This window comes from Caecibacter sp. AF58-12pH5A, from assembly GCF_027681725.1.
Classification (GTDB): domain Bacteria; phylum Bacillota; class Negativicutes; order Veillonellales; family Megasphaeraceae; genus Megasphaera; species Megasphaera hominis.
In genome coordinates this window covers 1-13,160 of sequence record NZ_JAQDBC010000049.1, presented here as the reverse complement: position 1 = coordinate 13,160, position 13,160 = coordinate 1, and the positions used below count along the sequence as shown (strand labels likewise).

Annotated in this window: 13 protein-coding genes; 12 read left to right on the top strand and 1 reads right to left on the bottom strand. The window is 52.3% G+C overall.

The genetic code is table 11. The features are described from left to right. Window positions 1-84: 84 nt before the first annotated feature. The 5 genes from PGX44_RS13020 (at window position 85) to gatB (ending at window position 5,881) form a co-directional block, all read left to right on the top strand. Window positions 85-1,260: an MFS transporter gene (locus PGX44_RS13020; protein ID WP_498855707.1), complete on the top strand. Its 1,176-nt coding sequence runs from the start codon at window positions 85-87 to the stop codon at window positions 1,258-1,260. 131 nt (window positions 1,261-1,391) lie between these two features. Then, window positions 1,392-2,591: an alanine racemase gene (alr, locus tag PGX44_RS13015; RefSeq protein ID WP_498855706.1), complete on the top strand. Its 1,200-nt coding sequence runs from the start codon at window positions 1,392-1,394 to the stop codon at window positions 2,589-2,591. Window positions 2,592-2,671: 80 nt separating this feature from the next. Next, window positions 2,672-2,962: an Asp-tRNA(Asn)/Glu-tRNA(Gln) amidotransferase subunit GatC gene (gene gatC / locus PGX44_RS13010; RefSeq protein WP_186504264.1), complete on the top strand. Its 291-nt coding sequence runs from the start codon at window positions 2,672-2,674 to the stop codon at window positions 2,960-2,962. 11 nt (window positions 2,963-2,973) lie between these two features. Continuing rightward, the gene (gene gatA / locus PGX44_RS13005; protein ID WP_186504263.1) at window positions 2,974-4,437 is read left to right on the top strand and encodes an Asp-tRNA(Asn)/Glu-tRNA(Gln) amidotransferase subunit GatA; all 1,464 of its coding nucleotides are present in this window, start codon (window positions 2,974-2,976) and stop codon (window positions 4,435-4,437) included. Window position 4,438: 1 nt separating this feature from the next. Then, a complete protein-coding gene (gene gatB, locus PGX44_RS13000; protein WP_186504262.1) occupies window positions 4,439-5,881 on the top strand; it encodes an Asp-tRNA(Asn)/Glu-tRNA(Gln) amidotransferase subunit GatB in 1,443 nt (480 codons plus the stop codon). A 128-nt stretch (window positions 5,882-6,009) separates the two neighbouring features. On the opposite strand, the gene tadA is transcribed toward gatB, so the two are convergent. Further along, window positions 6,010-6,489 (bottom strand): tRNA adenosine(34) deaminase TadA, encoded by a 480-nt coding sequence (tadA, locus tag PGX44_RS12995; RefSeq protein ID WP_498855705.1) that lies wholly within the window; start codon window positions 6,487-6,489, stop codon window positions 6,010-6,012. A gap of 101 nt (window positions 6,490-6,590) precedes the next feature. On the opposite strand from tadA, the gene PGX44_RS12990 reads away from it, so the two are divergent. The 7 genes from PGX44_RS12990 (at window position 6,591) to PGX44_RS12960 (ending at window position 12,857) form a co-directional block, all read left to right on the top strand. After that, window positions 6,591-7,262, top strand: coding sequence for a trimeric intracellular cation channel family protein (locus PGX44_RS12990; protein WP_288201315.1), 672 nt, complete (start codon window positions 6,591-6,593; stop codon window positions 7,260-7,262). A gap of 76 nt (window positions 7,263-7,338) precedes the next feature. Next, entirely contained in the window at window positions 7,339-7,671 is a 333-nt protein-coding gene (locus PGX44_RS12985; protein ID WP_186504036.1) for a cupin domain-containing protein, read from the top strand. Between the two features lie 171 nt (window positions 7,672-7,842). After that, window positions 7,843-8,526, top strand: coding sequence for a hypothetical protein (locus PGX44_RS12980; RefSeq protein ID WP_498855704.1), 684 nt, complete (start codon window positions 7,843-7,845; stop codon window positions 8,524-8,526). A gap of 267 nt (window positions 8,527-8,793) precedes the next feature. Beyond that, window positions 8,794-10,590: a DUF4127 family protein gene (locus tag PGX44_RS12975; protein WP_498855708.1), complete on the top strand. Its 1,797-nt coding sequence runs from the start codon at window positions 8,794-8,796 to the stop codon at window positions 10,588-10,590. A 207-nt stretch (window positions 10,591-10,797) separates the two neighbouring features. Continuing rightward, the gene (locus tag PGX44_RS12970; RefSeq protein WP_498855703.1) at window positions 10,798-11,328 is read left to right on the top strand and encodes an ECF transporter S component; all 531 of its coding nucleotides are present in this window, start codon (window positions 10,798-10,800) and stop codon (window positions 11,326-11,328) included. 29 nt (window positions 11,329-11,357) lie between these two features. Beyond that, window positions 11,358-12,185: a pyridoxamine kinase gene (locus tag PGX44_RS12965; RefSeq protein WP_498855702.1), complete on the top strand. Its 828-nt coding sequence runs from the start codon at window positions 11,358-11,360 to the stop codon at window positions 12,183-12,185. A 12-nt stretch (window positions 12,186-12,197) separates the two neighbouring features. Continuing rightward, a complete protein-coding gene (locus PGX44_RS12960) occupies window positions 12,198-12,857 on the top strand; it encodes a TatD family nuclease-associated radical SAM protein (protein WP_498855701.1) in 660 nt (219 codons plus the stop codon). Window positions 12,858-13,160 lie beyond the last annotated feature (303 nt).

The window sequence follows — 13,160 nt, the reverse complement described above, 5'->3', positions numbered from 1 at the left end:
GCAAATAAAAAGAGGATGTGGACAAAATGATTTCTCATTTTGTCACATCCCCTTTTTTTCCGGGATTTAGGGAGTGAGAATTATTTGAGTACAGAAAAACTTTGGAATCGTAATTTTATCTTGATCACCGTCGGTAACGGCCTCTTATTCGTCAATTTCCACATGCTCGTGCCGACCATTGCTATGTATGCCGCGTCTCTCGGTTCGTCGGGCTTTGAACTGGGCCTCATTGCCAGTATATTTGCTCTTTCTGCTATTATTGTCCGCTTCTTTACGGATGCCCTCGTCGACCGACTGGGGAAAAAACGCTGCCTCTTTTTGGGCCTGACGACGTCCCTCGTGGCTACGGCGGCGTACAGCTTTTTTCCCTTCTTTCAGGGCCTCCTCGTGGCCCGTATTTTACACGGCTTCGGCTTCGGCCTGAGTACGACCTTTGCTGCCGCCTTGGCTGTCGAAGTCATTCCGCCGGAGCACCGCGGTGAAGGCGTCGGCTATTTCGGTTTAGGCAATACTATTTCCATGGGGTCCGCACCGGCCATTGGCGTTGCCGTCTTTTCGGCCTTTAGTCCTGTCGTACTCTTTTCCCTGGCAGCTATGGCCAGTGCCATTGCCATCGTCTTGTTCCGCCTGGCTCACGTGCCCGAACGGCCTGTCGTCCGTAAGGAAAAAGAGCATATTCCGCTGTACAACCGCATTTTTGAAGCAGGCACCTTTACGCCAGCCAGTACGTGTTTTATCTTTGGCTTTGTCTACGCTTCGGTCAATACGTATTTGCCACTCATGGCGGCCGAAGCTGGGATTTCCTATGCAGGCTTATTCTTCGTCTTTGGTACGGCTTTTGTCCTCGTGTCACGAATTTTCGGCGGCAAGCTCTACGACCGGCGCGGCCCGATTTTTGTCATGCTTCCCGGTGTTATCGTCTATGCCATCAGTATCGTCATGATCTGTACAGCCCATTCGTCAGCCTACCTCTTATCGGCCTCCATCTTTTACGGTCTTGGCTCGGGCCTGCTCATGCCGGCTATCATGACGTGGCTCTTTAATTCCGTGCCGCCGGCACGGCGCAGTAACGCCAGTGCGACGTACTACAACATGCTCGACTTAGGGACCTTTTTGGGCATCATCCTTTTAGGAACTCTGGCCGGTGACATGGGTTATATCTCTATTTACTACATCGTCCTGGCCGTCATGGTCTTATATATCCTGTACGTCCTCTGGGCCTGGAAGAGTGGCCGTATGGTCGACGACCGCGTTGCCTAGGCCGCTGGCCCTAGACCGCGTTATGGCGGTAAGGTATAATAGGGGATGATACATGCACCCCTTCCGAGCCCTATGGGCTCACCTTCCCTACAGGGAACAGCTGCTTTATCTACATAAAGGTGGGATTATTGATGGATGTCAATTCGACAACGGAAAACTTTACGCGTCGTGCCTTGTGGGCACAAATCGATTTAGATGCGGCTGCGCATAATATGCAGGTAATCCGCAAGCATGTCGGGCCGCACGTGCGCATTGCGGCTGTCGTTAAGGCCAACGCTTACGGCCACGGTGCTGTCGAGCTGGCCCGCACCTTTGCTGCCAACGGGGCCGACTGTTTTGCCGTATCGAGTCTCGACGAAGCTGTCGAACTGCGCCGCTATGCCGGCATCAAGACGGATATTTTTATCCTCGGCCATACCGACGGCAGGCGGACAGAAGAGCTCCTGTCGTATCACGTCGAGCCGGCCGTTTTCAACCTGAAAAATACAGAGTTTTTCTCGTCTGAAGCGTCACGCCTGGGTCAGACTCTGCGCGTCCACGTGGCTATCGATTCGGGCATGAGCCGTATCGGCTTCCTGCCTGACGAAGAAAGCATTGCTGCAATTACGCGCATTGCGTCCTTGCCGGCCATTGAAGTACACGGTATCTTCACGCATTTTGCTGTAGCCGACGAAACGGACAAAACCTTTACGCGGCAACAGTTCGAACGCTTTATGTGGGTCTGCAGCCGCCTGGAAGACGAAGGCGTGCGCATTCCCCTGCGTCATTGCTGTAACAGCGCGGCGACGCTGGAGCTGCCGGAATACCACCTCGATATGGTGCGCCCCGGCATTATCCAATACGGCTGCGAACCGAGCCGGGCCGTATCCCTCGCCGGCTATGGCTTTGAACCGGTCATGTCCCTGCGCTGCTGTGTAGCCCACAACAAGCTCATCGACGCAGGTTCTACGGTCAGCTACGGCCGTCATTTCGTCTGCGACCAGCGCCGCAAAATTGCCACACTGCCTGTAGGCTACGCCGACGGCTACATGCGCGCCTTGTCCGGTAAGGTAGACGTCTTGTTCCACGGCCATCGCGTGCCTCAGGTCGGCACGATCTGTATGGACCAGTGCATGATCGACGTGACTGGCGAAGTAAACGTCCGCGCCGGCGACGAGGTCGTTCTCTTTGGCCGCCAAGGGGACCAGTTCATTCCCATTGAGGAACTGGCCGACAAGGCTGGCACGATCAATTACGAAATCATGTGCAATATCAACCGCCGCGTACCGCGCGTGTATATCCAAAACGGCCAGGTTGTCGAACGGGAAGAGTACCTGTTTGACAAACCTTGAAGCCCGCTACGGATGACAACTGCCGCAATATGGGGTATAATATACCATTGTTATAGACTACTTACGAGAAGGAGATTCCTATGAAAATCAGTGCTGAAGAAATCAAGAAAATCGCACTGCTTTCCCGTCTGAACGTAGAAGACGATCAGATCGAAACGGTGGGAAAACAGCTGAACGACATTCTGGCCTATATGGACCTCTTGAACCAGGTCGATATTACAGATGTACAGCCTACTGTACATGCCATTCCTTTGCATAATGTCATGCGCGATGATGTGCCGCAGCCGTCGCTGCCAAATGAAAAGGCACTCCAGAACGCGCCGGAACCGGAAAACGGCTACTTCAAAGTACCAAAAGTAATTCAGGATTAAGGAGGAGTATTGTGGAAACATTAACCATCCATGCCCTGCATGATAAGCTGGTCCGCCGCGAAATTTCTGCTGTCGAACTGGCACAAAAATACATTGCCCGCAAAGACGCCGTTGAACCGCAGGTTCAGGCCTTCCTTTCGGACAACCGCGAAAACGCCCTGGCAGCCGCTGCTGTAGTCGATAAGAAAATCGCTGCTGGCGAAGATATCGCTGCCATGGCCGGCATCCCCGGCGCCATTAAAGACGTCATTTGCGTAGCCGGCCAGAACACGACGTGCGGCTCGAAAATGCTGGAACACTTCAAAGCGCCGTACAACGCAACGGTCATTGAAAAACTGAACGCCCTGGACTATATCAGCCTGGGCAAGACGAATATGGACGAATTTGCTATGGGCAGCTCCACAGAAAATTCGGCTTACCAGATTACACACAACCCGTGGAACCTTGATTGCGTACCGGGCGGTTCGTCGGGCGGTTCGGCTGCTGCTGTCGCTGCCGGGTCTGCTGTTTGGGCTCTCGGCTCCGATACAGGCGGCTCTATCCGTCAGCCTGCAGCCTACTGCGGCGTCGTCGGCCTGAAACCGACGTATGGCCTCGTATCCCGCTATGGCCTCGTCGCCTACGGCTCGTCCCTCGATCAGATCGGTCCCTTCACGACAGATGTCACGGACTGCGCCATCGTCCTCAACGCCATTGCCGGCCACGACAAGAAGGATTCTACCTCCATTCCCATGGAAAAGAAAGACTATACGAAAGCCCTGGTAAATGATGTCAAAGGTCTCAAGATCGGCATTCCTGAAGAATTTTTTGTCGAGGGTCTGGATGATACGTGCCGCAAGGCTCTGGAAGAAGCCATCGAAACGTACCGCAAGCTCGGTGCCGAAATCGTACCGGTCAAGCTGCCGCACATGAAATACGGCCTGGCTGCGTACTATATCATTGCTCCAGCTGAAGCCAGCTCCAACCTTGCCCGTTACGACGGCGTAGGCTTTGGCTTCCGCGTCGATGGCACGGATATCGTCGACATGTACCGTAAGACCCGTACGGCCGGCTTTGGCCCGGAAGTACGCCGCCGTATCATGCTCGGCACGTACGTCCTCAGCTCGGGTTACTATGACGCGTACTACCTGCGCGCCATGAAGGTACGGACCCTCCTCAAACAGGACTTCGACAAGGCCCTCAGCCAGTGCGACGTCTTGCTCACGCCGACGGCACCGGATACAGCCTTCCGCATTGGCCAGCACGACAATGATCCCCTGGCCATGTACTTAGGCGACGTTTGCACGGTCAGCCTCAACCTGGCCGGTCTGCCGGGCATCAGCATTCCCTGCGGCTACAAGGACGGCATGCCCATCGGCATGCAGCTCATCGGCGCAGCTCTCGGTGAAGAAACGCTGCTCCGCGTAGCCTACACGTTCGAACAAAACCGTACAGACTTGCGCAAACCGCTGCCAATGGGGGAGGTAGAACTCTAAGATGAAATATGAATCCGTAATCGGCTTGGAAGTCCATGTCGAACTGAAAACAAAAACAAAAATTTTCTGCGGCTGCTCCACAGAATTCGGCGCTGAACCGAACACGCACGTTTGCCCGGTTTGCCTCGGCTTGCCTGGCAGCATGCCTGTCCTCAATAAAGAAGTACTGCACTTTGCCATCAAAGCCGGCCTGGCCCTGCATTGCGACATTTTGCCGTACAGCAAATTCGACCGCAAGAACTACTACTATCCGGATTTGCCGAAGAATTTCCAGACGTCCCAGTATGATCTGCCTATCTGCCTCAACGGCTACGTCGACATCGAAGTAGGCGGTGAAACACGGCGGATCCGCCTGACCCGTATCCACATGGAAGAAGACGCAGGCAAGCTCGTCCACAGCGGTGCTTCTATCGATACGTCGGATAACTCCTTCGTCGACTACAACCGTACCGGTGTACCGCTTCTCGAAATCGTCGGTGAACCGGACCTGCGTAGTGGTGAAGAAGCCCGGGCATACCTGGAAAAACTGCGTTCCATCATGCAGTACCTCGGCGTTTCCGACTGCCGCATGGAAGAAGGCAGTATGCGCTGCGATGCCAACATTTCCGTCCGCCCCGTAGGCAGTGACAAGCTGGGCACGAAGACAGAAATCAAAAACATCAACTCCTTCAGCGGTGTCCAGAAGGGTATCGAATACGAAGCCGTCCGTCAGGCCCAGATTCTCGAAGACGGCGGTACCATCCAGCAGGCTACGCGCGGCTGGGATGAAGCCAAGGGCGTCACGGTCCTGCAGCGTGTCAAAGAAGGCGACGCAGACTACCGTTATTTCCCCGAACCGGACCTCGTACCCATCGAAGTCACACCGGAATACATTGAAGAAGTCCGCAAGGAACTGCCGGAAATGCCGGACGCCCGTTGCAAGCGCTTTGAAACGGAACTGGAACTGCCGGCCTACGATGCCCGCCTCCTGACACAGGAAAAACAGACGGCTGACTACTTCGAAGCTGTCGTCGCAACCGGTGTAGACGCCAAGACGGCCTCGAACTGGATGCTCGGCGAATTCGCCAAACAGCTGAACGAAGCCGGCCTCTCTGCCGACCAGGCACCGGTCAAACCGGAAGGGTTAGCAGAACTCCTGCAGCTCATCGCCAAGGGCACCATTTCCGGTAAGATCGCCAAGAAAGTCCTGCCGGAAATGTGGACTAGCGGTAAGAGCGCAGCCGACGTCGTCAAAGAACAGGGTCTCGTTCAGATCACCGATACAGGCGCTCTGGAAGACATTGTCAAATCGGTCATCGCTGCTAACCCGCAGTCTGTAGCAGACTACAAAGCAGGGAAGAAGAAAGCCATTGGCTTCCTCGTCGGCCAGATCATGAAACAGACCAAAGGCCGCGCCAACCCGGGCGTTGTCAACCAGCTCCTGACGAAGAACCTCGACGCCTAAGCAGGGGAAGAAGCAAATCGTTTACACGGATACTGTGAAAACATCACGCACCACATAAGCATACAGAGTACAAAAAGAAGCGGTCCCAGGAAATTTTCTGGGACCGCTTCTTTTTGTATGTTTGCGTGTTATTCTGTTTTTGGCGTTTCCTTTGCCTTTTGCCGCCGGGCGCGGAAGAAATCCTTCATGAGCTGGGCACATTCGTCTTCCCGCACACCGGCCGTGATTTCAACCTGGTGGTTGAGAGCCGGGTTGTCGAGCAGATGAAAGAGCGACCGCGCCGCACCGGCCTTGGGGTCGTCACAGCCGTAGACTACGCGGTCCAGGCGGCTGTTGATGATGGCGCCGGCACACATGGGGCACGGTTCGACCGTCACGTAGAGCGTACAGCCTGTGAGACGCCAGCGGCCTAAGGCACGGCAGGCCTTTTCGATGGCCAGAAGCTCTGCATGAGCCGTGGCGCAGGGCAGGCTTTCGCGCAGGTTATACGCCCGGGCTATGGCTTTTTTTTCATAAATAATGACGGCACCGATAGGGATTTCTCCCACCGCGTAGGCCGTACGTGCTTCTTCCAGGGCTTTGCCCATGTAAAATTCATCTTTAGTCACAACAGTTCACCTAATTTGTAAAATTAATCTTGCTTGTTCTAGCATTTCGTGATACCGTAATGCCAGGAGTGTTCTACTATTGTACAGGACGGTGTGAAATTATGCAATCTATTTGGTGGCAGGTTTTCGATATTCTCGGAACCCTGGCCTTCGCCCTTTCGGGCTCACTCGTAGCCATTTCCCGCCGCATGGACGTCTTTGGCATTTTCGTTCTCGCCGCGGCGACGGCCGTTGGCGGTGGTATTGTCCGCGATCTCATTTTGGGACACATGCCGCCGACCTTTTTCAAAAACAGCATGTACTTTTGGCTCATCATACTCACCATGGCCATACTCATTGTTTTCTTGCGCTATATCAATACCCACCTGCGCCATCGTCTCATGCGCGTATCTGTGACTATTTACCTGATCTGCGACGCCATCGGCCTAGGCTCCTTTACCATTACAGGCACCCTTTTGGGCTGCTACGTCTATCCCCAGTACTGGGTACTGTGTATCTTCCTCGGCCTCATTACAGCCGTCGGTGGCGGTATTATCCGCGACGTCCTGGCTGGCCGTATTCCTGCGACGTTCATGCAGGATATTTACGCCACCGCGTCCCTTATCGGTGCCCTCGTTTTATATGCTAGCTATGTTCTTTGGGATGTATCCATTGAAGTTTCAGCTATTAGCTGCTTTATCGTTACCGTTGGCATCCGTCTCTTGGCCATCCGCTGTCACTGGAACCTGCCACGGGTCAAACATTACCGGCGCCGTCAGAAAAGCCGCGTCTAACCATGTGCATCAGCCCTAAGGGGCGTGCGATATACATACTATTTCCGGTCCAGCCGGAATTTGAGGGGGTAACATTATGGAACATTTTGCCAATTGGCAAGACCTGCCGGAAGAAGCCTTAGGCTCGGCAGAACGAAAATTATTTTATGGCGAAAAAATTATGCTTGTCCGCAACAATCTCCATCCTCACGCAGGAATTCCCAGCCATGCCCATCCGCATGAACAACTCCTGCACGTCTTAGCTGGCGCCTGTGATGTCACCATAGGCGACAAGACAGAACACCTTACAGCTGGTGGTGTAGCCTGGGTTCCGTCTAACGTACCTCACGCCGTCGTCAATACAGAAGACACACCATCCATTGTCGTCGATATTTTCAGCCCCATTCGGGAAGATTTCTTGAAAAAGTAAGGATAAAAAACGGCAGCCTCTTTCCTGGTTTTGGGAAGGGGCTGTTTTTCATATATTGCTTTTCAAAATGCCATGTGTCTGCTCCATTGTAGTGGATAACGAAATAATCTATGGTAAAATAATAGCATACTGGAATAGAAAGTGCAGTGGAGCGAAAGGAATCGTGAGAATATGATAGAACGTGAGAAATTTAAAGAAACGGATTTTGCAGGAAAAAACAGGCAGGAAATCCGGGCCATCATCGGTGGGCTGGAACGGGAGCTCTCACGTATAGCAGCGCGTCAGGAATGGCGTACTTGCAGTCAGTCCGCCTATGGACTTGAACATCAGGAAGATATGGAAGAAAAGGAGATATTAGAGCAATACCTGGAACAGGCAACGTCGGCCTTAGTGGCTGCTGGTGGCCGTTATATTCCACTTAACCGGGAAAAAAAGGCGGCGGCTTTTAATACACGAAATCCTTTTATCACTCGTATTGTCCTGCAGATAGGGAAGTTTCGTTACCCGGAAAACGTACATTGGGCGTATGATGTCTTTATATATAATCTAGAAAGCGAGCATATATGCTGGGAACAAAGCGATTCTCCTTTACATACAGAAATAATTCCCTATGAGTTGCCTATTAAAAAGAAATTTCCCGTGTCAAAGCAGACTTTTTTACAGAAATTAGCCTGCCTGCATATTGGCGGTTGGTACCCGGTCTATGAAAACGATGTACTGGAAGGTGTTTCCTGGTATTTAGAAATCAACTACAGCCAAAGGCACAGAACCGTTAAAAAATGTGGTTACAGTGCATTCCCACCAGAATTTCCGCAATTATGCAAGCTCCTAAGGGTCCAAAATCCCATGCGATAAAAGGAAATATCAGAATTTTCGTAAGACGGGCTATTCTGTATCCGGAATTGATACAATTAATTTCACTTTTATGTTTTATCCATTGACCGCCTGTTGTTATTAGCAATAACTTGGGCGCAGAGCCTTCCATATGAAAGGCGTATCAGTCCTTCTGTTTGCGTCAAGCCATTGCCTTTGGTATAATGAAATGATGATTTTATATAGGGGGGATTGATTGATGTGAGTTTCTTTCGTAAGGCCTTGGGGGCTGCTGTCATTGCTGTGCTCATGTGCACAGGCCAGGCGGCTCTGGCAAAAACGATTTTGTATGTACCACAGGATAATCGTCCTGTTGATTTTGCTTATACAGTGAGTACAGCCGAGGACGCAGGCTATACGGTGATTACGCCGCCGTCGCGGTATTTGTCGGGCTCGAATTTCCAGGGTTCGCCGACGCAGCTCATGGAGTGGGTAGAACAGAATGCCGGCCATGCTGATGCCATGGTCCTTTCTATTGATTCGCTCGTATACGGCGGTCTCGTCGATTCGCGTAAGCACAATTTGAGTCTCGAAACGTTGGAAAGCCGTCTGGCAAAGGTGGAAGCCTTGCACGGCAAATACGGCCACGTGCCCATTTATGTCTTCAGCACGGTCATGCGCAGTCCCTGGGCCGGTGGCAAGGGCGTCGAACCGGATTACTATCTGCAAATCGGTAGTGATATTTACCAGCTCGCGTCTCTGCAGGCGAAGATGGATGAAAGCGGCCTGACGCCTCAGGAACGAAATGATTGGTTCAGCATTATGCGCCGCGTGCCACAGGAATACCTGCAGGATTGGTTTAGCCGGCGCCGCAAAAACATGACTATTAATTACCGGCTCATCGAAGATGCCCGGAACGGCGTCTTTTCCTATTATTGCCTGGGTCACGATGACAATTCGACGCGGACCCAGTCGTCCCTGGAATCAAAGTATTTGGAAATGCAGGCTGCCGATATTCCTAAGGAACATTTCGGTTCCTTCCCAGGCGCGGATCAGCTGGGCCTGCTCCTCATTACGCGGGCCAACAATGATTTCAATAATTACCACCCCAAAGTGACGGTCATTTATCCCTTAGGCGGTGGCGAAAAGACCGTACCCCGCTACGATGGCCAGGCCATTGGCAAGACCATTAAGGAACACGTCGAAGCCATTGGCGGTACCATTACGGATCAGGGGAAACCGGATTTGCTCCTGGCTGTGAATACGCCGCTTACGACATCGACGACGGAATCGGGCAATTTCGAAAACTTCCCGATTATGCTTGATTCGACGAAGGCCTTTTTGACACAGATTGAAAAGGCCGTCAATTTGGGCATTCCTGTCAGCCTCGTCGACATGGCCTTTTCTAACGGTTCGGACAATACCCTCATCTACGGTCTGTACCAGGACCAGATGATGTACCGCCTGGCTGCTTATAACGGCTGGAATACGGCGAGCAACTCCGTCGGTTACGGTATTTCCCAGGGTATTTTGGCGCGCTATATGACGCCTGAAGCTCATGCCCGCATGCTGACGACGCAGTATCTCGATAACTGGGCTTACCAGGCCAACGTGCGCGAATACATATACCGCATGCAGCAGAAAATCGAAGCTAATCAGGAACAGCGCTACTATCCGACAATCATGCGGGAATTACAGAGCCGTACGAAAGAACAGCTCCAGCGTTACGCCCAGACCTATTTAGGTATCGATCCGCGCACGGTCAACGTGACCTTCCCGTGGAATCGTCTCTTTGAAGTCTATGTCGATGTCCACGCCCAGCCGGATGTTACCCTCGAAAGCGACGTCCGCCAGGGTATACGCCAGCAGCGTCTTGATGCGCTTCAAGCCCAGCAGCAGGCAGCCCAGAAGGCACTGGAAGATGCCCAGAAAGCGGCAGCTCAGAATAAGGACAAGAACACCAAAATTGACCCGCAGCTGCAGGAAAACCTGAAAAATGCTGAAGCCGCTGCACGGGAACAATACGAAGCAGAAGTAAAATCACAAAAACTGGAAAAAGCAGAAGAACAGGCCCAGAGCAGCCGTACGTGGCAGCCAGCCAACTAATCTGTCCTCCTTCCGGACCTGGAAAATGTAAAAAAAGGCAGATCTGACAGCAATGTCGGACCTGTCTTTTTTGCTGTATTCCTGTAGACGAGGACAGTTTTTTCTTCAATCTGTCCCATTTACAATACCAGTTTTATGTAATAGAATAGAGGACAAATGATGCGCGCAATAGTTTTTTGCTATGAAATGTTGAAAGGAGGATTTCCTGTGTTTCCAGTATGTCCCAGCCCGGATGCGACGGCAAACCATACGCGCCGCCTGTGCCTGGCCGCCCTTTTGGCAGCGTTAGTCTTTGTCCTGACGTATGTACCCAAAATACCTATTCCTGTGGGCTATGTCCACCTGGGCGATAGTGTTATTTACGTTGGTGCCCTGGTATTTGCCCGTCGTGATGCGGCCCTGGCAGCATCCGTCGGTTCGTGCCTGGCCGATTTCCTCGGCGGTTTTCCCTTGTGGATTGTGCCGACGTTTTTGATCAAGTACGTCATGGTTTGGGTCGTTTGGCTGCTGACCCATTCCCGAGGCGGCGCCAGGCGCGTACCCCTTTGGCAAAGCACGTTGGCCTTTCTCGCGTCCTCTCTGTGGATGGTCGCCGCCTACGGTGCCTGTGGGGCTCTCCTTTACGGCAGTGTTGCCGTCGGCATTGCTTCCTTGCCGGGACTGATCCTGGAAGGACTCGTCAATACACTCGTGGCGGTAGTTGCCGTCATGGCAGGGAAAAAATGGCACGTCCTCTAGACGGGGCCAAAGAATAGAGGCATAATATAATGAGCAGACAAAAACGAATTGCTATTTTCAATGACATAACGGGATTTGGCCGCTGTTCGACAGCTGTAGAGCTGCCCCTCATTTCGGCCCTCAAGGTACAGGCCTGTCCGCTACCGACGGCTATCCTGTCGGTCCATACAGGCTTTCCCAACTATTATTTGCATGATTTCACACCCTACATGAAAGATTACATGGACAGCTGGGCTCGTACAGGCCTTGCGTTCGACGGTATCCTGACGGGCTTTCTCAGCTCGCCGGCACAAATCGGGTTGATCAGCCAGTGCATCAAGTTGTTTAAAAAGCCTGGCACACTGGTCATTGTCGATCCCGTCATGGGGGATTATGGCCGTTTGTATGCCTCGTATACAGATGAGCTCTGCCGCGATATGTGTCAGCTCCTGGAACATGCCGATGTCATTACACCCAATTTGACCGAAGCGTGCCAGCTCTTGCGCATTCCTTATCCGGCCGGCGGTCAGGCTGATGCGGAAATGCTGGAACACATTGCCGCCGACTTAGCCGCCTTAGGACCGCGGCAGGTCGTCATAACGGGTCTTTCCCGAAATCAGGAAGTAGGCAATTACCTGTACGAACGGGGCCGGCATCCGCAGTACCTGGCCAGCCCTAAAGTAGGCCATGACCGGTCCGGTACAGGTGATGTCTTTGCGGCCATCGTCGCAGCCAGCCTTGTGCGTGGCGAAAGCCTTTACGATGCAGTCCATAAGGCCGTTACATTTATTCACCGCACGCTAGAATATACAGAAAGCCTGGGCCTGCCTACCAATTACGGCCTGGCTTTTGAAGAATTTTTAACAGAACTCAAATAGGAGGAAGTACACATGATTACCTATACGTATGACAAAGGACATTATATTACGATAGCAGAAAGCCTGGCCAAACAACCGAAAGGCAAACGCGCCCTCTACGTCAACCTCACAAATCGCTGTACCTGTGCCTGTACCTTCTGTCTGCGCAACCTGAAGGAAACGGCAGAGGATAAGGAACTGTGGCTCAAAGAAGAACCGACTGTAGAAGAGGTCATTCAGGAACTGAACGACCAGCCGTGGCAGTACATTAACGAAGTCGTCTTCTGTGGCTTTGGCGAACCGACTATGCGCCTGACGGATCTCGTTACACTCTTGCGCTACGTGCGCCGTAATTTCCCGAACGTCAAGACGCGGGTCAATACGAACGGCCTGTCAGATTTGGAATACGGCCGCGATACGGCAGCCGATTTCCACGGGGCCATTCTCGATACAGTTTCCATCAGTCTCAACGCGTCTAACGCCCAGCGCTACCTCGATTTGACGCGCAGTAAATTCGGCCTTAAATCCTTCGATGCCATGCTGGCCTTTGCAGAGCATTGCAAGCAGTACGTACCGAATGTAGTCATGACCGTCGTCGACCAGGTAGAAGACCAGGAAGAAATCAAGAAATGCCGCAAACTCTGTAAGGAACGGGGCCTCACCTTGCGCGTACGCGTGTATGAAGCCAATTAGCAGTTATGCTTTCTTGTGAAGAAAATCGATACAAAAAGGAAGGAAGTGTGACGTTTCTAATACTTCGTCGGGAGAGATATTGCGTTTTATCAATCTTTGAGCTACGTGCCCAGTCCAACGGATTGCATCAATAGCGACTACTACTCGTATATCCTCGATATGCATAGAGCTTCCGCTCTGAGAGAAACACATCGAATGACTATTTTAATTATTCACCAATTTGTCTGAAAATGCCGACAAAAAAGGGGTGTGTCAAGAGTTTTGTGTAAATCGATTCAATAAGCAACATCGTATTGCTGCATA

Coding starts and splice junctions, on each gene's coding strand:
- PGX44_RS12965 (WP_498855702.1), top strand. CDS start 11,358: ATGAGCAGACAAAAACGAATTGCTATTTTCAATGACATAACGGGATTT.
- alr (WP_498855706.1), top strand. CDS start 1,392: ATGGATGTCAATTCGACAACGGAAAACTTTACGCGTCGTGCCTTGTGG.
- PGX44_RS12960 (WP_498855701.1), top strand. CDS start 12,198: ATGATTACCTATACGTATGACAAAGGACATTATATTACGATAGCAGAA.
- PGX44_RS12980 (WP_498855704.1), top strand. CDS start 7,843: ATGATAGAACGTGAGAAATTTAAAGAAACGGATTTTGCAGGAAAAAAC.
- gatC (WP_186504264.1), top strand. CDS start 2,672: ATGAAAATCAGTGCTGAAGAAATCAAGAAAATCGCACTGCTTTCCCGT.
- PGX44_RS12975 (WP_498855708.1), top strand. CDS start 8,794: ATGTGCACAGGCCAGGCGGCTCTGGCAAAAACGATTTTGTATGTACCA.
- PGX44_RS12985 (WP_186504036.1), top strand. CDS start 7,339: ATGGAACATTTTGCCAATTGGCAAGACCTGCCGGAAGAAGCCTTAGGC.
- PGX44_RS12990 (WP_288201315.1), top strand. CDS start 6,591: ATGCAATCTATTTGGTGGCAGGTTTTCGATATTCTCGGAACCCTGGCC.
- gatB (WP_186504262.1), top strand. CDS start 4,439: ATGAAATATGAATCCGTAATCGGCTTGGAAGTCCATGTCGAACTGAAA.